General features: G+C 60.7%; 15 protein-coding genes and 1 tRNA gene. 5 read left to right on the forward strand and 11 right to left on the reverse strand.

Going from position 1 to position 23,443, the window contains the following annotated elements:
* Positions 1-2 precede the first annotated feature (2 nt).
* The 3 genes from PJW05_RS02455 to PJW05_RS02465 all read left to right on the forward strand — a co-directional run bounded on the left by PJW05_RS02455 (position 3) and on the right by PJW05_RS02465 (position 7,529).
* The gene (locus PJW05_RS02455) at positions 3-1,166 is read left to right on the forward strand and encodes a hypothetical protein (RefSeq protein WP_271410362.1); all 1,164 of its coding nucleotides are present in this window, start codon (positions 3-5) and stop codon (positions 1,164-1,166) included.
* Positions 1,163-1,849, forward strand: coding sequence for a hypothetical protein (locus PJW05_RS02460; protein WP_271410363.1), 687 nt, complete (start codon positions 1,163-1,165; stop codon positions 1,847-1,849). Before PJW05_RS02455 ends, PJW05_RS02460 begins: the two co-directional genes overlap by 4 nt.
* A gap of 406 nt (positions 1,850-2,255) precedes the next feature.
* A complete protein-coding gene (locus PJW05_RS02465; protein WP_271410364.1) occupies positions 2,256-7,529 on the forward strand; it encodes a hypothetical protein in 5,274 nt (1,757 codons plus the stop codon).
* Between the two features lie 39 nt (positions 7,530-7,568).
* On the opposite strand, the gene PJW05_RS02470 is transcribed toward PJW05_RS02465, so the two are convergent.
* The 5 genes from PJW05_RS02470 to PJW05_RS02490 all read right to left on the reverse strand — a co-directional run bounded on the left by PJW05_RS02470 (position 7,569) and on the right by PJW05_RS02490 (position 11,750).
* Positions 7,569-9,233, reverse strand: coding sequence for a hypothetical protein (locus PJW05_RS02470; protein WP_271410365.1), 1,665 nt, complete (start codon positions 9,231-9,233; stop codon positions 7,569-7,571).
* Positions 9,234-9,692: 459 nt separating this feature from the next.
* Complete coding sequence (locus PJW05_RS02475) at positions 9,693-9,989, reverse strand: LasR-specific antiactivator QslA (protein ID WP_271410366.1); 297 nt, start codon at positions 9,987-9,989, stop codon at positions 9,693-9,695.
* The gene (locus PJW05_RS02480) at positions 9,986-10,255 is read right to left on the reverse strand and encodes a hypothetical protein (RefSeq protein WP_055985363.1); all 270 of its coding nucleotides are present in this window, start codon (positions 10,253-10,255) and stop codon (positions 9,986-9,988) included. The genes PJW05_RS02475 and PJW05_RS02480 overlap by 4 nt, the downstream gene beginning before the upstream one ends.
* Positions 10,256-10,734: 479 nt before the next feature.
* Positions 10,735-11,526, reverse strand: coding sequence for a helix-turn-helix domain-containing protein (locus PJW05_RS02485; RefSeq protein ID WP_271410367.1), 792 nt, complete (start codon positions 11,524-11,526; stop codon positions 10,735-10,737).
* A gap of 5 nt (positions 11,527-11,531) precedes the next feature.
* Positions 11,532-11,750, reverse strand: coding sequence for a hypothetical protein (locus PJW05_RS02490; protein ID WP_017363018.1), 219 nt, complete (start codon positions 11,748-11,750; stop codon positions 11,532-11,534).
* A gap of 126 nt (positions 11,751-11,876) precedes the next feature.
* On the opposite strand from PJW05_RS02490, the gene PJW05_RS02495 reads away from it, so the two are divergent.
* Positions 11,877-12,635: a hypothetical protein gene (locus PJW05_RS02495; protein WP_271410368.1), complete on the forward strand. Its 759-nt coding sequence runs from the start codon at positions 11,877-11,879 to the stop codon at positions 12,633-12,635.
* A 78-nt stretch (positions 12,636-12,713) separates the two neighbouring features.
* Here the strand turns inward: PJW05_RS02495 and PJW05_RS02500 are convergent, their stop codons facing one another.
* The 6 genes from PJW05_RS02500 to rpsU form a co-directional block, all read right to left on the reverse strand.
* A complete protein-coding gene (locus tag PJW05_RS02500) occupies positions 12,714-13,808 on the reverse strand; it encodes a tyrosine-type recombinase/integrase (RefSeq protein WP_271410369.1) in 1,095 nt (364 codons plus the stop codon).
* 127 nt (positions 13,809-13,935) lie between these two features.
* A tRNA-Ile gene (locus PJW05_RS02505) sits at positions 13,936-14,012 on the reverse strand.
* A 15-nt stretch (positions 14,013-14,027) separates the two neighbouring features.
* Positions 14,028-17,765 carry a bifunctional diguanylate cyclase/phosphodiesterase gene (locus tag PJW05_RS02510; RefSeq protein WP_271410370.1) on the reverse strand — a complete coding sequence of 1,246 codons (3,738 nt, stop codon included), beginning with the start codon at positions 17,763-17,765 and terminating at the stop codon, positions 14,028-14,030.
* 140 nt (positions 17,766-17,905) lie between these two features.
* Positions 17,906-19,759 carry an RNA polymerase sigma factor RpoD gene (gene rpoD / locus PJW05_RS02515; protein ID WP_271410371.1) on the reverse strand — a complete coding sequence of 618 codons (1,854 nt, stop codon included), beginning with the start codon at positions 19,757-19,759 and terminating at the stop codon, positions 17,906-17,908.
* 66 nt (positions 19,760-19,825) lie between these two features.
* Positions 19,826-21,802, reverse strand: coding sequence for a DNA primase (gene dnaG, locus PJW05_RS02520; RefSeq protein WP_271410372.1), 1,977 nt, complete (start codon positions 21,800-21,802; stop codon positions 19,826-19,828).
* Between the two features lie 188 nt (positions 21,803-21,990).
* Positions 21,991-22,206, reverse strand: a complete 216-nt coding sequence (gene rpsU / locus PJW05_RS02525; protein WP_003085057.1) for a 30S ribosomal protein S21 — start codon at positions 22,204-22,206, stop codon at positions 21,991-21,993.
* Positions 22,207-22,412: 206 nt separating this feature from the next.
* Here rpsU and tsaD point away from each other — a divergent pair, with 206 nt between their 5' ends.
* Positions 22,413-23,438, forward strand: a complete 1,026-nt coding sequence (gene tsaD / locus PJW05_RS02530; protein WP_271410373.1) for a tRNA (adenosine(37)-N6)-threonylcarbamoyltransferase complex transferase subunit TsaD — start codon at positions 22,413-22,415, stop codon at positions 23,436-23,438.
* Positions 23,439-23,443 lie beyond the last annotated feature (5 nt).

Below are 23,443 nucleotides of genomic sequence, written 5' to 3' on the forward strand. Positions count from 1 at the left end.
GAATGGGTAGTTTGTACTTTGCATCCGACAAGGCGATCTACGATGCGCTCACGCAGCGAAGCCTGACAAGCGCTGAACTCCGGAGGGTCTTCCTCTCGAGGGGGATCGTTATTTCCAATGAGTCGGACAAAAAATTCCTGGCCAATCGATTCAGTGCCCTGTTCCACGACTACTACGACTATCGGAATCTGTCTCTCCTGGTGGGGGGGCGTGACAGTCGTGAAAAAACCACAAATGTGGTCGTCACGACAGCGGTCACTAAAGACCAACTGACCGAGGCTCTCACCTCTGTCAAGGAATGGCTGGAGGATGACCAGCACGAGCAGGCGGAGGTGGCCGTTCATGGTGATCATCTCAAGCTCACCGTCAAATACCAGAAGCTCGATCTGAGCCAGGCAGAGTTTCGCCAGGTTGTTGAGAAAACGGCGGAGGTGATCCTTGAGAAGCAGGGCAGTGGCTGGAAGATCACTGGCCCAATGAACGACAAGTTCAAGGACATCACTGATCAGTTGTATTCCCAAATCGAGATCGTCACCGATCAGGACGTGGCGACCCGAACCATCTCCTTGGAAGCGATCCCTGATGCGGGCACCAGAACGAATTTCCTTCGCAGCTTGATCCGCAATCTCAAGGACATGGAGGTGGTCGATGTGGTCGACGTCTCCACATTCAACCCCAAAGACCAAGAAGATGATGACTTGGATCTTAGTGACGACGCGCTAGTGATCGAGGACTCGATTGAAGTTGAGTCAGAGAATGAGGGCGAGGAGGGGGACCCTGAAGTCGAACTGGCCAAGCCGCAGCCAGAAGCCAGAGTTCACAAAATCATCCGCATCGACAAGGCGTCCCTGAAAGGTAAGGGTGTTTTGGAGTCGAAGCAGTTGCTTGAGCTTGAAGGTCATGGGTTCTATTTGTGGAAGATTCGGTGGAAAGCTCGTGAGAAACTCGTTGGAGCTGAGCTCGTTCTCTTTGAGGCTCAGTTTGGTAACCAGGCCAAGTACTGTGACTTCTCCTATATCGTCAAAGGTGTCTACAACTACAACAACGGGAAATACGCGAAGAACCTAGTACGTGCCGAGCCTGTGTTTGAGCAGAAGCTCAAGATCCGCTTGGAGGAAGCGGCGCAGAAGACCCTGGATGACATCGAAAGGAGTCTGACGACATGAAGTCAAAGCGGCTGAAAGTTTGGGTTCTGACCGCTCGCATTGACTTTCAGACCCTTGTGCATGGGCTTCGACAGCAGCCGTTCAACGACCAGAGCCGGGTCGGTGTCGAGGCTATTGAAATCCTGGATGACAAGGCCGCCTTTAGGTACCACGAGCAGCGGGATATCACCCAGTCGTTCACGAACCCTCTGGGCGAAACAGTCGAGTCTAGTTACTCGACTTTCATCAGCTTCGACATGGTGTTTGAAATGCTTGGGCCGAATCGGTATTCGATCTGCATGGGGGCGCCACCGAAGGATCTGAAGCCGTTCGTGGAGCTCATCCGAGTTGCAACCGGGACGAACTTCGCGCTGGAGATCGTGAAGCCGGACATCTCTGCGATCTATCAGCAACTCAAGGCTGACAAGCGCTTCACGAGAGTGATGGCTAAGCGGATCGTTTCTGGGGCGGTGACGTTTGATATCGAAAGCAGCTACCGAGTCGATATAGCATCCACGGGGAATGCGATGACGAAGTTGTTGGAGATCACGGGTGGCCGCACGGCGCCGATCGACAAGATCAAAATCGTCTACACGTACGACTCAAGGCCTATTCAGCTTGAGCTCTCGCGCTCAGGTTCGATTGCCGTGTCATGGAGTGATGAGGAGCACCTGCACCTACTGACAGGTCTCTTGATCCAGTAGATAGGTAGAGGCTACGAGAGGTCGAGCGGGATTGGTCAAGCCTTTCTCGGCTGGCTTGGCGCTTTGGGGGCATTCCCCGGCTCCGCCCATACATCCTTGACTGCCAGTAACCAGAAAGGGGGGCGGATTTATATTCTTTAGTGTCCCCTTTGGCTGTGGATTCATCCGGTGGATGCACACACTAGATTCTGGGTAACCAGGGGTTTCGGGTCTTTACCCAGGTCTAGACAGCAGGTGCAGTAGCTTAGGCGCCGCTTCTGCGCCACAGTTTGCCGATGCAACTCAGTGGTACTGAGCTAGAAGTCGGGTGGGTTATGGCGTGCCTCAAGCCCATCATAGGGCTGCGAAGGCCTGCCCCTGCTGTTCGCCGATAGATATGACACAGCTACAACCATTCGGAATGCTAATGGCCTCTTCTAAAAGCACATCAAAGTCGAAGGCGTCTCGCAGCAGCAGTGCGAAACGCGAGCACGCGACGCTGCGTTCGATGAGCGGCGCCGGGTTCGAGTTCGAGGATCTTATAAGTGCCTGGCAGTTAGTGAAGGCCCTGTCAGGGGAACGGGCACCGGGTATCGGCGGCGTGGTCACGCAGGTACAAGCCCAAGTCTCGACCTTGGGGTGGCGCATCGACGACCTGCTGCTGACGGCTCAGACGGCCGGTGCCCCGAGGCGGCTAGCGATCTCAGCGAAGGGAAATGTGCAGGTGACCGCGGCGGGCCTTCCCGCTGACTTTGTGACGCGCTCCTGGGATCAATGGCGTGACCCGCAGGGACCCTTCAGCCGAGTTGGTGATGGGCTCGCGTTGGTGACGATCGGAACCGACCCGGCGTTCGACCCGGCGTGGCGCGAGGTGAAAAACGCGTGCAGCGGTACGGATCCGGCACTCGCTTTGAGCCGCATCCGCAGTAATACGAGGCAGTCGCGCGTCTTCAACAGCGTCCAGAAGCCGGGTAGCGCATCCGATGAAGAGACCATTGAGCTCATTCGTAGCCTACACGTGCTGCCGACTGACTTTCAGTTCGCGCACTCTGAGACCGAGGCTCAGGCTATCACCCAATGCCGTCGCTTGCTCGCGTCTGGCAGTGACGACGAAGCGCAAACTCTCTGGAAGGAGCTCGTCAACGTCGCGAAAGAGGTGCGCCTTCGCAGCGGTACCATCACCGTCCCGGAGCTGTTGTCATTGCTCCGGGGCCAGTTTGGCCTCCGTCATCACCCAGACTTTGAGCGTGATTGGGAGACGCTCTCCAACATCACCGCGGATCAAAAGGCGCGGATAGAGACGGAGCTGCCATCAGGCTATGCCGTTTCCCGTACGGCGGAGAAAGCGTCGCTCCAGGCAGTGTTCGCCGAGAACCCGATCACGGTGGTATTCGGGGAGTCGGGCTCGGGCAAGTCAGCGCTGGTCAAGTCGGTGTTGGACGGCGCGTACTCATCTTGGAACCAGGTGTGGTTTGGTCCGGAAGATCTTAAGACGGCGCTCAGCGCGGCGCGCCGCAGCGCCCTTCCCCTGACGCACGAACTTTCGCTTGTGCTGAACGCCACGGTGAAGCCGCAGAACGTGCTGGTCATCGACTCTGCGGAACGCATCGAGGCCGGCGAGCTCGTCGTCATCCGCCAGTTGCTTCAAGCTATCCTACCGAATGACGGCGAAGAGACCGAGGCTGCGTGGCGGGTCGTCATCGTCACGCAGACGCAGAGTTGGATCGAAGGTGAAGAGACGATGCTCGGCGGGCGGAAAGCGCATTTGGTCGAGGTCGAGGCTCTCAAGAGCGATGCTGTGAAGTTGGCGCTTCTGCCGTCGCCCACCTTGGGCTGGTTGGTCGCTCATGACGACACCATTGCGGCGCTGACGAACCTGCGGACACTGGCCTGGGTCATCAAGGCGGGGGCGGCGCTGGGGGCGAGCGCCGGTGGACTGGCGTCTCACACCGCCATCGCCGACCGGCTTTGGAAGTATTGGACAAAGGACCGTGCCGACGTGGAGGCGCTGATGATGCGCCTCGCCCAGCGAGAAGCTTCGTTCGAGCGCAGCTTCGCGCTGAGCGACTTGGAGCCGGCGGACACGACGACGTTTGCGCATCGGCCCGACGAGCTTCCGCTGCGCCTGAACGAACGGACCAACCGCGTCGAGTTCGAGCATGATCTCGCGGCGGATTGGGCGCGTTTCCAGTTCCTGAAGCAGATTTGGACGGACACGGCGCAGTGGGCCGCCCTAGCGGGCAATCCGCTCTGGACTAACGCGCTCCGGATGTTGGGCCAGCTCTTGCTGCGGCAGCCGGCTGAGACTTGCACGGCCTGGGACGTCGCCTTCGGCTCCGCAGAGGCCGCCAAGAACGAACTGGCGGGGGATGTTCTCCTTGATGCGCTCTGCTTGGACCCCGACGCCGAACGCCTTCTGAATGAACGCGTCGACCTTCTGCTCGGCAACGGCGCGAAACACTTCACGCGACTGCTTCTACGCTTCCATCACATCGCAACGGTTCCAGTCGGCGGCGGAATGGGACTGAGCGCAGCGGTCGGCTTGTACATGGATGCGCAGTACCGCTCGATTGTCTTCGGCCGTTGGCCACCTGTTCTGCGCTTCCTCATCGCCCAGCGGGAGCGACTGGCTGGGCTGGTTTCATCTGCTCTCGCGAAGGTCATCGAGACCTGGCTGACGAAAACGCCACACACGCTGAGCAGCGGCAATCCGATGCCTTTCCGCCGGGAGATGGCGGAGATGGCGCTCGCCATGGCTCGGACTGTGCAAGTCGAGAAGGGCCACGGCGCAATGTACCTGACGCGTGAGCCATTGCTGTACACCGCACCACTGGCTGGCGTGGCCGACCTGCCGACCGAAGTCGGGAACTGGGCGCTCGAACTCGCGGGACGCCAAGAGGTGGACGCTGATGTTAAACGGCGCATTGCCGAAGTTCAGATAGAGAAGGCGAAGGTGCACTCAGAGCGTCTGAAGACCGATGCCAAATACAAGGCGTTGCACGAAGAGCGGAAGCGGATACCACCCTCCCTCGGATCTTTCCGAGAGAGATTGCCGCCTTGGCCGTTAGGAGCCAGAGAAAAGGTCGACATGGATTTTCGGATCGCGTGCATCAAGGAGAACGGCATCCAGCCTCTCATGCGTGCGCAGCCTGAGCTGGCCGCCGAAGTCCTACTCGCGCTCATCATAGAAGACCAGCCGGAACAGGAGTATGGGGCTGGCCGGCTCGAAATAGACCTCGGTCTCGAATACCCCGAGGATGCTTACCCGACGGCTTTCTGGAAGAGCCCGTTCTTCCCTTTTTTGCAGTTAGCCCCGGAAACGGCTCTCACCTCGCTCATCGCGCTAGTGAACTTCTGCACGGAGCGCTGGGTCGCCGAGGTGATGAAGGGACGCGCCGGTGAGGCACCCGGGGTAACACTGCAATACGCGGACGGGTCGGATAAGACCTTCCCCGGCTGGTGGCAGGTTTTCGGCTGGCCGCAGTCCAATGACTCGATGCGCAACGGGAATCTGTTCTGCGCTCTCGATGCATTGGAGCGCTGGCTTACGTTGCGGCTCGACGCGGATGAGGACATCACCGTGGATATCGAGAGGATACTTCGGGAGGGGAACTCCGCATCTCTCGTCAGCGTGCTCCTCAACGTCGCCAAGTATCGGCCGTCGTTGCTGACGGGGCCTCTCTCGGCCCTGATTACATTCCCGAACCTGTTCTATTGGGATAGCGCCCGCGTGGAGCAGGTTGGCTATAACTTCATCGGTTGGAGCTGGCTCCGAGGCGGCCAGGCGATGTTTGACTTCGCCCGTGATTGGGTCTTAGCGCCCCATCGCCAGCAGAAGTTCCTCCATGTCGTTGTCGAACTCCTCCTGACCGACGACGACGTTGCGCGGCGCCTTCAAGCCCTGCTTCCGACCTGGGCGCTGCCTGATGACCCGAAGGAGGCATTGGAGTTCAAGCTGTTATTCGCCGCGCTCGATCGAGCCAACTATCAGACCGTCACCGACCCAACGACGGGCGCGCAGACTCAAGGTCTTGTCTACCCAGATGAGCTGCGCCTTGAAGTGCAATCGTGGCAGACCGACAGCGCGCCAACCCTCGCGTACCTGCTCGTGCCGGACCGGTGCGACCAGCGGCTTCGGGGCGGCCAGCTGCTCAACGACGATGAGGCTGCGTACCTCTTCAATCTGCTCCAAGAGTGTGAGGCTGGAGCGGAAGGCGAAGATGAGGACGCAAAATCAAATTGCCGTTTCGCTGCGGCCGGCACGCTCGTCGCATTGGGAGGTGCTTGGCTTGTCCAGAACGCCGAAGCGCAGAAGCACGTGTTCCAAGTGGTGCGCGCCGGTGTGGCAGCGGTCGCGTCGACAGGAGAGGAGATTCGCGGACGACGCATGGGGAGCTTACGCAATGAGCTTAAGTTCGTCGCCTACGCGGTCATGCACTTGTGGCTCGCCGATGAAGATGGCGTTCAGGAGTGGGAGACCGCCGTCCTGCGCCTGCTGACGAGCGGCGACACGCGAGCGGCTGCAGTTGTGGTCGGCGTTGCTTATGCCAATCGAGAGCAGCTTGGTACCGCGTGGTGGCGACTGCTCCGTGCCGGGCTCTTCTGGTCAAGCCTCATCATGCTCGCTCCGCACCACGGCGATGACGACGCTGCGGAGCACGCCTGGAAGGTGTGGCTAGCGCGGTTGCGGCGCTTTCCGCTTCGCGGATCGAACTCAACGCCGGATGACCTCGACTTCAAGCGTGTCGTTGTGGGCCAAGAACGTCTGGACTACCTGCGAAGGATGCGGCTTTACAATGCCGGCAACAAGACTTGGCGCGGGAAACCGAAGCGCGAACGGGGCGGTTCGCTAGATAGTCACTTCCTTGGAGTCCTATTCAACTGGCTCATCGAAGGCGATGGCACTGGCAATCGCGACCTCGACACGCGCTTGGCGCTACGCATCTGGGACTACGACGCCAAGCGCGCCAAGGTGTGCGAAAAGAAGGAAGATGGCGAATACGACTTGCCGAGCCAGAACCTCGGCTACGACACCCTACAGAGGCTCGGAGCCCTGGCGATCGCGGCGCCCGAAGGGGAAGATCGAATGGTTTGGGAGCCTGTTCTCTCCCACGGCCCGGCCGCGCACTACGCGCTGCAGCACTTCATTCGCGGTTTATTCCTGCGTCTCGGGAAAGACGACGACCCGGTGGCATTCGAGCGCGTCTGGCGGGCCACTGCGGAGTACGGCCTCGCAGCCAATTGGTCTCAACCTGGCCTTTGGTTCTACGGCGAGCGCCTGATTTGCGACTTGCTTGGCTTCGGGAGCGAGGATGCATTGTCCCGCCTGCACCCAGGCGCGTCTTTGCGGATGAAGGATCTCTACAAACGTTGGGCCGCTGCGCACCTGGCTCACTACGAAGAATGCGTGACCCGTTTTTGCCACTTCCTGACGACAGAGTTCGGGGCACCACTTCGGTTAGACGGACTTTGCTGGCTCGCCGCTATGCTAAAAAAAGGCGAGCCTTCTCGCAGCTGGTATCGCGAGGGGACGCGCGACGCATTGGTGCATCTGGCGGCGTCGACATTAAGTTCCGACTCGCTAGTTTTGTCGCAACACGCTCAGGCGCGACAAGGGCTTGTCGAGATTGCAGCCGCACTTGCAGCGATGAATATACCGGCCGCCCTTGCTCTCCAAGAGCGCATTAAACAGCTGCGATAGCTGCCGAAGACAGGCTATCTTGGTCAGCGTCACGAGGAATTAAACAGTCGTCTGAGGTGGCAAAGCAGCATATGAATTGGGTGCCCGAGGGCTTGCAGGGGGCGGAGCCTCCACAGAAACTTCCTTCAACCTAGCTTTTGCTTTGTCGGCCTTGCGCTGATCGCGCTTCAGCGCTTCTTCAAATTCCTGCATCGGGTGCGTCACGAAATGTTGCCTGTACGCTTTTAACAGACCTACGTCATTGCTGGCCACAGCTTGGGCCAGGACATAGTCGGCATCACGCAGATGGATGTTCAGTTTTGGGCTCTTCGCCTGTGCAGCCCTGACCATTGCAATCGCATTTTCGGAGAACTTGCCGCTCGTCCAGAGCTCGTATTTTTGGGGGATGCCGGCCCACTCCGGGTGCGTTTTCACAAAGCCTCGGATGACAGGGATGCGTTTGTTGAGCCACTTCTCTACTTCGTTGTCACTCAGCGTGCTGATCGGGTGTATCCCTTTGCATTCGATGAATACGACCTCATGATTCGGTCGCTGAGCTAGGACATCGATCTCCGCTTCTGCACCAATCGAATCTTTGACGATCCGGTTCATCTCTTGGAAATATCCTAAAAACGTGGATTTCGCGATTTGGGCTACAGCGAACTCGAATAGGCTCCCGCGCAATGTTGATGCAGCGCCTTCGATCCGGGATAGGTCGTTGAAGATCTTATCGAGCGCTTCCGGGTTTTGGATGAGCTTCGCTGTGTCGGTCAGCACCGCACAGAGATTTTTCAGCGCCAGTGCCACGTCACGGCCAAAAAGGCTTTCAGTGGTTGCAGGGATGACGCCCTTCTCCTTGAGAAGGGCGAAGGCTTCGTTGTCATAGCTTTCAGCGACGAAAACCTGAAGGCATTTACCCACTTTCCTGATACTGCGGAGAGTGACGCATTTGTTGATGAATCCTGCCAGTTGATCAACGGTCACCCTGCCAGCTAGGGCTAGATCACAAACGAAGAAGCCGGGTTTCAGCGTAGTGTTAACGTACTCTCGCATCGGAAATAGATAAGAGGGACCCGCCAAGTCCCAATTGAAGGTCCCGACCTTGGGTAATGCCTCTAAATCCTCGTCCTCGCGGGTTTTCACTGAGTCGTAGCTGACCATCCCCAAATTGCGCGACCACTCCTTTACCGCCAACAGCGTGATCTTTTCGGCGATGAGACGGCCTTTCATCTTTGCCCACACAGAGGGCACGTCGAGCATCTGGTGATGATCGCATCTCACCACACATGATTCCCCGCCCGGCATTACCACCTCTTTCACGAGAGTCGCTTTCACAAGTCGCTCTAGGAGGCTTTCTGCTGAAACGTGCTTCTTCTGTGCAACGGGGGCGCCACAGGCGATAAGGAAATGCGCTCGGGGCATCAGATTGCCTCGAAGCGCAAGGGCCTGTAGCGCGGCAAAGTACGTGCTCCGCGTTTTCTTCAGGGCCGCAATCAGGTTATTGAAGAAGAACGGAGATCCATATTCTTCCTGAAGGTAAATGAAGCGTGCGCGATGTGGAAAAATAATGTGGTTTAGCCGGTTCACGCCAGGGCAACCCCGCTCGACACGCTTCCTAGCTGCCTCAGCACTCAAACCGTATTTTGTCTCTAGCAGCTTGGACAAATCGCTGCTGAGCATGGGGCCATTTTGCTTCAGGAGGTCAATAAGTGCGGTGTCAGCCATCGTCGTTCTCCTTGGATGTCACACAGCGCTATTTATACTCCTTGTAAACAAGGCACCGTACCCCTTTTCGAGCCATTCATTCGGCTTAGAAAAACCGGGCCTTCCGGAGGGGCGAAACAAGATTTTCGCTAAAAATGTCACAATGCTATTTCAGGCGGGAGGGAAACATACCGCCACGTCTTCGGCGTCGCCGATTGGATTTCGGCGGATAATCGGTTTAATCGCATTGCTCGAAACACCAAGAAAGCAGCGTGCGGGCGCCCTTGAAGAGGACGGTCTGCAGCCAAGAACTGTGTGGGGAAGAGTCTCGATACCCATCCTTAGTGAACTGATTGACGACCGGCCGCTTCTGCGCAGTTCTCGGTCTATTTCTGAACGTTCGAGCGGAGGGCGTTCCTATGGCAAGCTGGCATGTTACGGTTCGCGTGAGCCAGCAAGGCCGGCTCACGACCATCTGTTCTATAACATCAGGGAAAGGGATTTCTCCGAGTGGCTGCGGCATCTTTGAGTGCCTATACGCTGGTGGACGCGGCTGAGGAACCCTACTTCGAAGGCTCTCCGTTCTATTGCGCGTGGCAGCAGGTCTCGTTCGGCAATCATGACTGCCCAGAGCCAGCCGGTACGAGCATTATCAAGCCAGCTCTGGGCCAGTTTGGCCCCCTGGTTGAATGCTTCGCTGCAGTCCGACGCCCAGGTGATCTCCACGCCTGGGTGGCCGTCGTGAGGTGGAAGGCATGTCTTTACGCCTTTGCTCATCTCGCACCTCCTCGCGCCTCGGATAGGGCTCGGCGATAGAGCACGACCATCTCATCGAGCAGATCCAGAGCTGAGTAAGCAGCGATACGCACGCGCAGATCTTCCGGCTGCAGCCCGTCTGGCTCTGCCAGTTGATCCAGCAGATTACCAAGCATGACACCGCGAAGTTCAGCTGCTGCTTCGGAGGGTAGGGGAGAGCGTTCGGATTCATGCAGCGGGCTTCGCTGCAGTGGAAAAGGTACGACGCAGGATTCGAACTCAGCCATGGCGCACCTCAAGGTCAGAGGTGTGCAGCAGCACCAGAAGCCCAAGGCGGAGCTCTCGGGTAAAAAGGGGGTAGCGCATTTTCCTTATGCTCCTCGGTTTGATTAAGGAGCTGCCACCCACCGTTCTGACGCAGTATGGTGGCAGACCGTACGGGGGTCAGAAACCGGTAACCGAGGGAACCGGCCAGGCAAAAGCCTGCCCCGCACGGCCTGCCATAGAAAAGCGATAGCAAACACTGGAGTATTTGCCGCTTCGCCATGACGCAACCGCGCCCTCGATTAATCGGGTTCTGACGCCCGGTCGTGGGATTTACCACGACGGGCGCACTCTAGCCCGAGGGTTTCACGATGGCAACCAACTGTGGCGTAGGGGATATTTGTGAGGGGCTAAGTGCGGGCTTAGGCGATTCAGTGAGCTTCCGTCGGCGCACATTGCAAATCGAGACGAGAAACTGGTCGTCAGGTGCCTCGCAGCCGGTTTAGCCGCAGTCTTTGGCGATTTGGTGGTCGGTGGGGCACCACCTACTGTTCACGGACGAAGTGACTAGACGGCGACTAAAGGTCTTCTGGGCAATGCGCTGAGCGTCTTCCGTCGAGATTCCGCCTTGAGTCAGGCGTTTCACATAGTCCGCTTCCGACAGCGCTGGTGCATTCTGTGGACGCATGTGGCTCCCTGTCCGGCGAATGACAGCTCTCAACCAGCGCGATGGGGAAGTACGGATGGCTCCCTTGACCAGCGCGTTCAAAAGCTGGGAAGTGATCGCTTCCTGTTGATCAGCAGGAGCGGAGCTGATCAGCAGGGCGACCTGTTGACTCTCCGATGCACTCAGCCGCGTCAGTTTTGCCGTGCGGCTTACTGATGATTCATTTGAGGGTTCATATGGTGGTTCTAGGGGTGACATAGCTATGTCACCCTCCCCCTGACATAGCTGTGTCACCCCGGGGGTGACAGTGGTGTCACCCACCCTGGCGATGTCATCGGCCGGGGGTGACAATTTGTCGGGGTAGGTCAAAGCGAGTGTGTAGCCGTTAGAAACCTGCCGGCCGCTGGCATCGAATCGAGCGTCCTTCTTGAGCAGACCGGCAGCCAGCAGGGTTTTGATAGTGCGTTGGACGGTGCGCTCCGAAGTGCTGCACTTCGCTGCAATCGTCTTCATCTTCGGCCAGCAGTAGCCGTGATCATCTGCGTTATCAGCGAGCGCCATGAGGACTAGCTTCGGCACAGGCGGGAGCGGCTGCTCCCATGCCCAGTTCATGGCTTTGATGCTCATAGCTATCAGGCTTCTTCGATGACGCGAGCGACTGCAGAGGTTTTGAAATAGATCCGTCGGCCGATCTTGACCTTGCACGGGCGTAGCTTCGCGGACAGCTCGTTGTCGCCGCTCAGGGATATCCTCAGGCCGTTTTTACTGCGATGTAGCACCTCTGCGAGCTGCTCCAGGGAAAGCAGTGGTGAGCCTCCGTAGCGGTTCAGCAGGGTTTCTTCGACTGTCATCTTGCGACTCCTTGTATGGCTTGCGATACACTGCGCTCATTACGCGAAAAAGGCGTAAGAGTCCTAAAAAAATACTAAATGTCCATATTTTAGACATTTAGTCCTTTTTATGATCGAAGGCTTACGATGTCAAGCACGATTGAAGACCGCGTCATTCTGATTCTGAAGGAGCAGATGACTCCGGCTGACCTTGAGAGCCTGAAGGGGCACGAAGGGCCGTTCTCAGCGCTGCTCAGCCTGTGGAGTCAGCCGCCGTACGCTGGTCGCGGCTTCTGGGAAAAGCTCTCCCAGCTCACAGGCATTCCGTCTGCCCGGTGGCGTAGTGCGTTCTCGCGCAAGCAGAAACCGACCTCAGCCATGATCGAGTCGGTTGCCCACCTGTGGCCGAAATATGCGTTCTGGCTGGTTACTGGCGTGACCGATGCGGCCAATGGTCATGTGGCGCCATTAACGGCGCTGACCTTCCCTGAGTTTCTTCATGCGGAGCAGCCTGGTGCTGATGCGTATTTCAGCAAGGCCATTGCCCTGGCAAAGCGACTGTATGAAGAGGGTGAGGTCGATCTGGAGAGCGATGAAGCGCGTCTTGCGGCAGTTGAGAGGACGCTTCCCTTTTCGCATTGGGTTGGGAGTGATCTGGTTGACGTGGCTTATCGACTGGCGGCCAGCGATGAGTACCAGGAGCTTGTCAGGGCTTGGGAGGGCCGAGAAGAGTCTCGTGCTGAGTATGTTGGTCGGGTTCTAGGCACTGATCGCCCGTGGGAGCGGCAGTTGGAAGAGAGGAAATCTCTAGGCCTCACGTCGGCCCCAGTATACGGACAAGACCCTCGCGTCACGCACCAGAGCAGCTGGGATCTTTTCTACAAGCCAGACAACGACGATGCCTGAAGGCTGGTGACTGGAGCTGGGGCAGTTTCATGCTCTCAATGAGGTCGCTGAAAAACGCCCCGACTGCGTGGTTTTTGATCAGTTGTCAGAAGTTTGCTTACTGCGCCTGGTCGTTTTCCTCTCCAGCTTATCCAGCTTGCTGACAAGGTCCTCAGCGCGCAGGTGCGTGTAGCGCTTGAGCATCTGCATCGACTTGTGGCCGCTGATGGCCGAGACCTCCTGATCGGATAGGCCACCTTCGACCAGTCGGCTGACCGCCTCATGACGTAGATCGTGGAAGCGCAGATCGGGCATTCCAAGCTTCTTCTTCAGCAGTCCCCAGGTTTTGGTGAAGGCATAGGGGCGACGTTTATCGTCCTTACCTGGTTCACCGAAGAACACCAGATTGCAGTCTTTGGGGCGAACAGGGTTCTCCAAGGCGGCCCTGAATGTTTCGGTTGCCAGCTTGGTAAGGGGAACGGTGCGAGCACTGTCGTTCTTGGTGTCTGCGAGCCGCACCACGCGCTTTTTCAGGTCTACCTGATGGCAACGTAGGCCGGTTATCTCCGACGACCTCATGCCCGTTTCCAAGGCGATTTGGACGATCCAGCCTAGCATGGGGTTGCTGTGGCTGTTCACCGCAGCGAGCAGACGCTTTTCTTCCTCGGCGGACAGTCGGCGGTCTCGACCGTCTCCAGGGCTCGGCTTGCGGATATTCAGCACCGGGTTGAAGGTAAGGCCCAGGCCCCATTCCTGAATAGCTACCGTGAAAAGGTGGCTGAGAAGGGCTAGCTCAAGCCGCACGGTATTGTTGCTGGTGGGGAGGCCGCGCTTGCTCAGGGTGCCGAGCCTTGTGTCGCGGTACTTGGCGATGACTTCAGCGGAGAGGGCGGCCATGGAGTATTTGCCCAGGTGCTGGATCAGCTGCTTGGCTTTGGTGGCTTCGGCTTTGCGTGTAGTGGGCTTCTTGCTGGGCGTCACCTCGGACAGGTAGCGCTCTAGAGCTTTCTCCAGCGTCATGCGCTCGGAGCCGCTGCGCTGGATATACACGCCGCGCACCATTTCGTCTTCGGTGCGGCGTGCCCAGTCTTCGGCGTCGCGCTTGGTGCGGAAGGTTTTGGCGTTGGTCGGCCAGCCCGTTTTTCGGACTACGGCCTTCCATGTGCCGGCAGGGGTTTTGACGATTGTTGCCATCAGATAAGGACTCCAAAGGCAGACTGGCTAACCAGTACTGTACCGATTTTGTACCTTTGGACCATGGGCTGATCCAGATGCCACAACCCTGAAAAGCTTAAAGCCGCGCAGTGCGCGGCTTTGAAGGTGGTGGGCCCACACGGACTCGAACCGTGGACCAAAGGATTATGAGTCCTCTGCTCTAACCGACTGAGCTATAGGCCCCAGAAGGCCGGCGGATTATACAGGCGCCTTTTGTTGGGCGCCAACCGCGGGCAGGGGGCTGAGGAATTTTCGCTCGAAGGTGTCGGCGGGCAGGGGTGAGCTGACGATAAAGCCTTGAATCTGCTCGCATCCTTCGGCGGCCAGGAAGTATTCCTGAGCCTTGGTTTCGACGCCTTCGGCGATCACCGTGAGTTGCAGGCTACGGCCGAGGGCGATGATGGCGCGGCTGATGGCGGCGTCGTTGGGGTCGTCGGGCAGGCCCTGGACGAAGGACTTGTCGATCTTCAGCACGTCCAGCGGCAGGCGTTTGAGGTAGCTGAGGGAGGAGTAGCCGGTGCCGAAGTCGTCGATGGCCAGTTGCACGCCAAGGGCCTTGAGGCTGTGCAGTACGCAGAGCGCGTCTTCGGCCTGGCTCATGATGAAGCCTTCAGTGATTTCCAGCTGCAGGCGCTGGGGCTCCAGGCCAAGGTCCCGGAGCAGGCGTTGTAGGCGTTCCACCACGTGCGGTTGGCGCAGTTGGGCGCCGGCCAGGTTCACCGAGAGAGGGCCGAAGGGGGCGTGGCCTTCCTGCCAGCGCTGCATTTGCCGGCAGGCGTGTTCCAGCACCCAATCGCCGAGGGGGAGGATGAGCCCGGTCTCTTCGGCCAGTGGGATGAAGCGCTCCGGGGGGATTTCGCCGAGCCGTGGGTGAACCCAGCGCACCAGGGCTTCGGCGCCCACCAGGGTCTGTTGCGGCAGGCTGAGCTTGGGCTGGTAGCTCAGGGACAGTTCGTTGCGTTCCAGGGCGCGGCGCAGTTCGGTTTCCAGGGCCATGCGCTCGGTGGCCTGGCTGGTCAGGTCGTGGGTGTAGAACTCGAGGCGATTCCGGCCGCGCGCCTTGGCCCGGTACATGGCGGCGTCGGCGTTCTTCACCAGGGTGGCGACGTCCTGGCCATGTTCCGGGAACAGGCTGATGCCGATGCTGGCGCTCATGAAGAACTCGTGCGAGTCGGCGCGGAAGGGGGCTGCGAAGCAGGTCAGCAGCTTGTTGGCCACGGCTTGGGCATCGCTGGCGCTGTGCAGGCCGGGCAGCAGGATGATGAATTCGTCGCCGCCCAGTCGGGCCACGGTGTCGATGTCGCGCAGCTGTTCGCGCAGGCGGCTGGCGATGCCTTTGAGCAGCAGGTCGCCCACCGGGTGGCCGAGGCTGTCGTTGATGTGCTTGAAGCGGTCGAGGTCGATGAACAGGACGGCGCCGTGATGGTTGTCCTGGGTGGCGTCGGCCAGGGCCAGTTCCAGGCGGTTTTCGAACAGCAGGCGGTTGGGCAGCCCGGTGAGGGGGTCGTGGTGGGCCTGGTAGTCGAGGCGGGCCTGGGCGTGCTTGAGCGGCGAGATGTCGGCGAACACGCCGACATAGTGGGTGACTTGGTCGTGCCGGTCGCGCACGGCGCTGATGGTAAGCCACTCGGGGTAGGGATCGCCGTTCTTGCGGCGGTTCCAGATTTCGCCCTGCCAGTGCCCTTCGCGTTCCAACTGGTGCCACATGGCGGCATAGAAGGCGCTGTCGTGCTGGCCGGAGGCGAGCAGGCGCGGTGACTGGCCGAGTGCCTCGCTTTCGCTGTAACCGGTGATTTCGCTGAAGGCACGGTTGACGGCGGTGATGCGTTGTTCGGTGTCGGTAATCATTACGCCTTCGGCGGTGCTTTCGAACACGGTGGCCGCCTGGCGCAGTTTTTCCTGCATCTGCTGGCGTTCGGTGACATCGCGGGCGATGGTCAGCATGCAGGGTTCGCCGCCGATGGGGATCGGCTGGGCGGAGAGTTCGCAGATGCGCACTTGTCCGCTCTTGGTGCGGACGGCGGTGGTGAAGTGGTGCAGGCTGCCCTGGTCGCGGATCAGCTCGATCATGTGCCGGCGATCGGCCGGGTTGGCCCACAGGCCGAGGTCGAGGGTGGAGCGGGCGGCGATTTCCTGCTGGCTGTAGCCGGTGATGCGGCTGAAGCCCTCGTTGGCTTCCAGCAGCAGGCCGTCGCTGATGCGGGTGATGAGCAGGCCGTCGGGGGAGGCGTGGAAGGCCCGGGCGAACTTTTCTTCGGACACCTGCAGCAGTTGCTGGGTCTGCTTGACCAGGGTGACGTCGCGGACCACCACGACCAGCGCCGGAGTGTCGTCCAGGTCGATACTCTGGGCGGAGATGAGGCCCGTGAAGATTTCGCCGTTGGCGCGGCGGAAGGGCATTTCCAGGTTGTGCAGCGGGTTGCCTTGTTGCAGCCGTTGGAGGAGTTTCGGGCCGATACCGGGCGTGCCCCAGATGTCGAGCTCGGTGGCGGTGCGGCCGAGGGCCACATCGGCCGTGATGCCGATCTGCTGCTCGAAGGTGTGGTTGACCGCCAGCAGGCTGCCATCGGCGCGGCGGGCGATGACGATGATGTCCGGGCAGTTGTGGAAGACCGAGGCGAATTTCTCTTCGGACAGGCGCAGGGCCTGCTCGGTCTGTTTGGCCTCGGTGATGTCGATCATAAGGCCGCGCATCATCTGGGTCTCGCCGTGTGGCACGAGGGTGATGATGTCGCGCACCCAGAGCGCCCGGCCATCGGCCGCGATCATCCGGTAGTCGAGGCTGTGGTCGCGGCCGGCGGCGGTTTCCGCTTCGCAGAAGGCGCTGGCCCAGATGACGTCGTCGGGGTGCAGCGTGCGCTTCCAGAAGCCGGGTTCCAGCCAGTCGTTGAGGGGATAGCCGAGCAGGCGTTCGGCGTGGGGGGAGACATAGGTGAAGCAGTAGTCCTCGATGCGCATTTCCCAGGCGATGGCGTTGAGGCTTTCCACCATGCCGCGGTAGTGCTGTTCGCTGCTGCGCAGCTCTTCCTGCAGGGCAACGCGGCTGGCCATTTCGTTGCTCAGGCGGCGGTTGATGCGAATGACGACGGTCAGCACTCCGGCCACCAGCAGCAGCGCGGGCAGGCCATAGAGCAGGACGGGCTTCCAATCGGGGCGCCGATAGAGGGCGCCGCCTACCCAGCGTTCCTGAATGGCGTCGGCTTCTGCGGGGGTGATGTCGGCGAAGACCTTGTCGAGGATGCCGGCCAGGATCGGCTGATCCTTCGGCGTCGCCATTGCCAGTTGGTAGCGGTAGGGCGTTTCACCGCTGATGCTGACGCCGTCGAGTTTGAGCTGGCGCAGGCTCCAGACGCTGGAGGCGAGGTCGCCGACGAAGGCATCCACCTGGCCGGTGGCCAGGGCCTGGAGGGCGGCGGCGACGGAAGGGTAGGTCTGCAGGCTCAGGTCGGGGTGCCGGCTGCGCAGCAGTTCGTGGGGCGCGTAGTCGGTGACCACGCTGACGCGCAGGCCATAGAGGGCCTTGATGTTGCCGGGCTGCGGGCCGTGGGTCTGGGACAGGATGACGATGGGGAAGTCGAGGTAGGGGCGGGTGAAGTTCAGGTACTGCTGGCGCTCCGGGGTGGACATGACGCCGGGCAGCAGGTCCAGGTCGCCCGCGCGGGCTTGTTGCAGGACTTCGCTCCAACTGCTGGGTTCGACGGGGGTGAGTTTTACGCCCAGCCGCTGGCGCACCTGTTCGATGTAGTCGGCGGCCAGGCCCTGGTGCCGGCCCTGCTCGTCACGAAATTCGAAGGGCGGCCAGGAGGCGTCGATACCGAGGCGCAATTCGTTGTGCCGTTCGAGCCAGGCCTGTTCTTCCGGGGTGAGCGTCAGGGCGCCGGCCGGAAAGACCCAGAGTGCCAGCCAGAGCATCAGTAGGGCCCGCGCTCGCGCCATTGGCGGCCTCACACCATGAAGAAATGTAGACCGAAGTGTAGACGTGGCCGCTTGCCATCTGGAAGTGGCCGGCTCAAGGTCGCGGCTGTCGTGGGTGTGGAAAAGAAAAACCCCCGGCTGGCCGGGGGTTTTGCTATCGCTTACTCGTCGAGGAACGAGCGCAGGTGCTCGCTTCGCGACGGGTGGCGCAGCTTGCGCAGCGCCTTGGCTTCGATCTGGCGGATACGTTCGCGGGTCACATCGAACTGCTTGCCGACCTCCTCGAGGGTGTGGTCGGTGTTCATGTCGATGCCGAAACGCATGCGCAGGACCTTGGCTTCACGGGCGGTGAGGCCGGCCAGGACTTCGCGGGTGGCTTCCTTGAGGCTTTCCACGGTGGCTACGTCGATCGGGGACTGCATGGTGCTGTCCTCGATGAAGTCGCCCAGGTGCGAGTCCTCGTCGTCGCCGATCGGGGTTTCCATGGAGATCGGCTCCTTGGCGATCTTCAACACCTTGCGGATCTTGTCCTCAGGCATTTCCATGCGCTCGCCAAGCTCTTCCGGCGTGGGCTCGCGACCCATTTCCTGCAGCATCTGGCGGGAGATGCGGTTGAGCTTGTTGATGGTCTCGATCATGTGCACCGGGATACGGATGGTGCGCGCCTGGTCGGCGATCGAGCGGGTGATCGCCTGGCGGATCCACCAGGTGGCGTAGGTCGAGAACTTGTAGCCGCGACGGTATTCGAACTTGTCCACCGCCTTCATCAGGCCGATGTTGCCTTCCTGGATCAGGTCGAGGAACTGCAGGCCGCGGTTGGTGTACTTCTTGGCGATGGAGATCACGAGACGCAGGTTGGCCTCGACCATCTCCTTCTTCGCCCGGCGAGCCTTGGCTTCGCCGATGGACATGCGACGGTTGACGTCCTTGATCTCGTTGACGGTCAGTTCGACTTCCTGTTCGAGATCCACCAGCTTCTGCTGGTTGCGCTTGATGTCGTCCACCAGCTTGCCGATGGCCTCGGCGTACTTGGCCTTGCCCTTGGCCAGGCCGTCGGCCCAGGCGAGGTCGACTTCATTGCCCGGGAACAGGCGCAGGAAGTCGGCGCGCGGCATGCGGGCGTCACGTACGCAGAGCTGCATGATGGCGCGTTCCTGGGCGCGGACGCGGTCCAGGGCGCTGCGGACTTTCTCCACCAGGGCGTCGAATTGCTTCGGTACCAGCTTGATCGGCATGAACAGCTCGGCCAGGGCCAGCAGTTCTTCGGTCGCCTGCTTGCTGCTGCGGCCGTGCTTCTTCAGGGCCTTCTTGGCTTTCTCGAGCTGGTCGGAGACGGCGGTGAAACGGCGCAGGGCTTCTTCCGGGTCCGGACCGCCGTCGCCTTCTTCCTCGGCGTCGTCGCCGTCGCCTTCTTCGTCTTCTTCGTCGTCCTTGTCCTTGGCGGACGCGGTGTCGTCCTTCAGGTCCACGGGCTCGACTTCTTCGGCCGGCAGGGTGCCGTCATCCGGGTCGATGTAGCCGCTGAGAACGTCGGACAGGCGGCCACCTTCGCTGGTGATGCGCTGGTATTCGGCGAGGATGCCATCGACGGTACCGGGGAAGTGCGCGATGGCGCTCATCACCTCGCGGATGCCTTCCTCGATGCGCTTGGCGATTTCGATCTCGCCTTCGCGGGTCAGCAGTTCCACGGTGCCCATTTCACGCATGTACATGCGCACGGGGTCGGTAGTGCGGCCGATATCTGTCTCCACCGCGGCCAGGGCGGCGGCGGCTTCTTCAGCGGCGGCTTCGTCGGTATCGGCTTCGGCCAGCAACAGGGCATCCGCATCCGGGGCACTCTCGAATACGTTGATCCCCATGTCGTTGATCATGCGGATGATGTCTTCCACCTGTTCCGGATCGGAAATATCCTCCGGCAGGTGGTCGTTGACCTCCGCGTAAGTCAGGTATCCCTGCTCACGACCGCGGGCGATCAACTCTTTGAGGCGAGACTGCTGTTGCGCTTTTCCGGACATAGCACCCTATCCACTTAGGTCTTGGCGGGCTGAAAACAAGCCGAGGATTATACCTGATCCGGGGCCTTACGCGCCAGTTGAGGTCGGAGTCAGGGGAGACGTGTTGCGGCTGAGAAGGTCGCGCAGCTGATCTTTTTCCTCTGCGCTGAGTTCGCTTTGCCGTGCTTTCCGCAGCAGATTTTCCAGGCGGCGTTCCCGCTGGCGAGCCGACAACCTAGTTATAGTGTCGAAAAACTGTTGTTCAAGGTTGTCGTCGGAAATCAGCCATTCCTTTTCCGCCAGCGCCCGCAGTAGACGGCCCTGTTCGGTGCCGTGCCAGCGGGCGATCAATTGCAGCGAGCGCAGTTTCGGATTCTTCTGGACGGCCTCCACCAGCGACACCATGAGCTGGGCGTAGGTGTCGTCTTCAGCCGCGAAATGGCTGGCATCCTCCACTTTCTGCGCCAATGACGGATGGTGCAGCAGGGTGCGCAGCGCGGTCAGGGTGGGCGATTCCACCTTCACTTCGGTGCGCGGTGGGCGCTTGAAGTCGTCGCGGCCCTTGTTCCACTTTTTGCCGTCCTTCTTCCAGTCGTCCTTGCGCCGCTCCTCCTTCTGCCAGCTGCCCTGCGGAGCGGCCGACTGCTCGAAGTAGTGCGAGTGGTCCGGTTCGAACTGTTGGTTGTCGTAGCCGGAAAAGGACTCGTAATAGGAATCGTCCGAGTGGTCGGGGTTGCCGCTGCCGACGTTGGTCGACGCGCTTCGAGCGAATTGGCCGAGAGCTTCGCTATTGAGGCCGGTGATCTCGGCCAGGCGCTGGCGCATGAGAACCTTGAGGTTGGCGCCAGGTATGCGCTCGATCAGCGGTGCGGCCAAGGTCGCCAGGTGGGCCTTGCCCTCCAGGGAGGTCGGGTCGGCTTCCAGGGTTAATTGCTGGAAGAAGTAGTCGGCCAGCGGTTGGGCGTGCTGGGTGATGCGTGCGCGGAAGGCGTCGGTGCCTTCCTGGCGGACCAGGCTATCCGGGTCTTCGCCTTCGGGCAGGAACAGGAAGCGTGCGCGGCGGCCGTCTTCGAGGGCTGGCAGGGTGGCTTCCAGTGCGCGCCAGGCGGCCTTGCGACCGGCCTGGTCGCCATCGAAGCAGAACAGGATGTTCGGCACCAGGCGGAACAGGCGGCGGATATGTTCCTCGCTGGTGGCGGTGCCCAGGGTGGCGACGGCGTTGCGCAGGCCCTGCTGGGCCAGGGCGATGACGTCCATGTAGCCTTCGACGACCATGATCTCGTCGAGGTTGCGGTTGTGCTTGCGGGCCTCGAACAGCCCGTAGAGCTCCTGTCCCTTGTGGAATACCGGGGTCTCGGGAGAGTTCAGGTACTTGGGCTTGTCGTCGCCCAGCACCCGGCCGCCGAAGGCAATGATGCGGCCACGGCTGTCGCGGATCGGGAACATCACCCGGTCGCGGAAGCGGTCATAGCGCTTGCCGGTCTCGGCGTTTTCGATCAGCAGGCCCGCGTCGATCATGTGCTTCTGCTGCAGGCTGTCGCCGCCCATGTGCTTGAGCAGGTTGTCCCAGCCGGGCGGGGCGAAGCCCAGGGCGAAGTCGCGGGCAATCTCGCCGGACAGGCCGCGGCCTTTGAGATACTCCACCGCGGCTTTGCGGGTGGGGTGCTGTTTCAGGGCGTGGCGGTAGTAGTCCGATGCCGCCGTGAGCAGGGCGTAGAGCGGTGAATCCGTGGGTTGGCGTGGCCGGTTGCTGCGGCCGCCGTCTTCCCGCGGAACGTCCAGTCCGGCGCGCTTGGCCAGTTCCTCGACCGCCTGGGGGAAATCCAGGTGGTCGTGGTCCATGACGAAGCCAAGGGCATTGCCGCCGGCGCCGCAGCCGAAGCAGTAGTAGAACTGCTTGTCCGGGCTGACGCTGAAGGACGGGGTCTTCTCGTTATGGAAGGGGCAGCGCGCGGTGTAGTTCTTGCCGGCCTTTTTCAGCTGCACGCGCGCGCCCACCACTTCGACAATGTCGGTGCGGTTCAGCAGGTCGTCGATGAAGCCTTGGGGGATCAGGCCGGCCATAGGGTGCTCGGGGTGCGGGACGGTTCAAAGCATACGCGCGCCAGGTTGAAGGCGACAGGCGGGTGCTCGATGCCGGAATGCAAAAAACTCCGCCATTCGCCAAGGCGAAGCGGAGTTCTCATGTGCTCACTATGCACTCGCCCGGCCAAGGCCGGGCGATGCTTGAGCGTGCGGCGGAGCCTGTTAACTCAGTACAGGCGCTCGCGGCGGCGCTGCTCGCGCTGCACTTTCTTGGCGTGACGCTTGACCGCGGCGGCGGCTTTGCGCTTGCGCTCGGCGGTGGGCTTCTCGTAGAACTCACGGCTGCGGACTTCGGCCAGTACGCCGGCTTTTTCGCAGGAGCGCTTGAAGCGACGCAGGGCTACGTCGAAGGGTTCGTTCTCTTTAACTTTGACGGCTGGCATCCAGGTCGTACCTTCATCAATTACCGAATGGTCGACGCATTCCGGCAAAAGCTGGCTCGGTGGCGCGTCGGATTTCAAGGGCTGCGGATATTAACGCCTCAGTCCATGGAATGCAAAGCCTTCAGTCGAAAACCGCTGGTCGGCACGAGGGGCGGCGATTATGATTCGCGCCTTCTTCTTTGGCCAGGCCATAAAGGCTCATACCCATGCTAGTGCTGGGGTTGGAAACCTCCTGCGACGAAACCGGCGTCGCTCTATACGACAGTGAGAAAGGCCTGTTGGCCGACGCGCTGTTCAGTCAAATCGACCTGCATCGGGTGTACGGCGGTGTCGTGCCCGAACTGGCGTCCCGTGATCACGTCAAGCGCCTGCTGCCGCTTCTGCGCGAGGTGCTGGACGAGTCCGGCCGCACGCCGGAGGACATCGACGGTATCGCCTACACGGCCGGTCCCGGCCTGGTAGGGGCGCTGCTGGTGGGCGCTTCCTGCGCCCAGGCACTGGCCTTCGCCTGGGGAGTGCCGGCGCTCGGCGTGCACCATATGGAAGGGCATTTGCTGGCGCCCATGCTGGAAGAGCAGCCGCCGCAGTTCCCGTTCGTCGCCCTGCTGGTTTCCGGCGGTCATACGCAATTGGTGCGGGTCGATGGTATCGGCCGCTACCAGTTGCTTGGCGAGTCGGTGGATGACGCCGCCGGTGAGGCGTTCGACAAGACGGCCAAGCTGATCGGCCTCGGCTACCCCGGTGGTCCGGAGATCGCCCGCCTGGCGCAGAGCGGCACGCCCGGCCGCTTCAAGTTCCCCCGGCCGATGACCGACCGTCCTGGCCTGGATTTCTCCTTCAGCGGTCTCAAGACCTTCGCCCTCAATACCTGGCAGCAGTGCCGCGAGGCTGGGGACGACGGCGAGCAAACCCGTTGCGACATCGCTCTGGCCTTCGAGCAGGCGGTGGTGGAGACTCTCACCATCAAGTGCAAGCGCGCCCTCAAGCAGACCGGCCTCAAGCGCCTGGTGATCGCTGGCGGTGTCAGCGCCAACCACTCGCTGCGCCAGTCCCTGGGCAAGATGCTGGGCGAGTTGAAGGGTGAAGTGTTCTATGCGCGGCCGCGCTTCTGCACCGATAACGGCGCGATGATTGCCTACGCCGGGTGCCAGCGTCTGTTGGCCGGGCAGCAGGAGGGGCCGGCGATTGCCGTGCAGGCGCGTTGGCCGATGGAGCAGTTGCCCGCTGTCTGATGGCT

The sequence above is a fragment of the Pseudomonas sp. Q1-7 genome (assembly GCF_028010285.1).
In the GTDB taxonomy this organism is placed as follows: domain Bacteria; phylum Pseudomonadota; class Gammaproteobacteria; order Pseudomonadales; family Pseudomonadaceae; genus Metapseudomonas.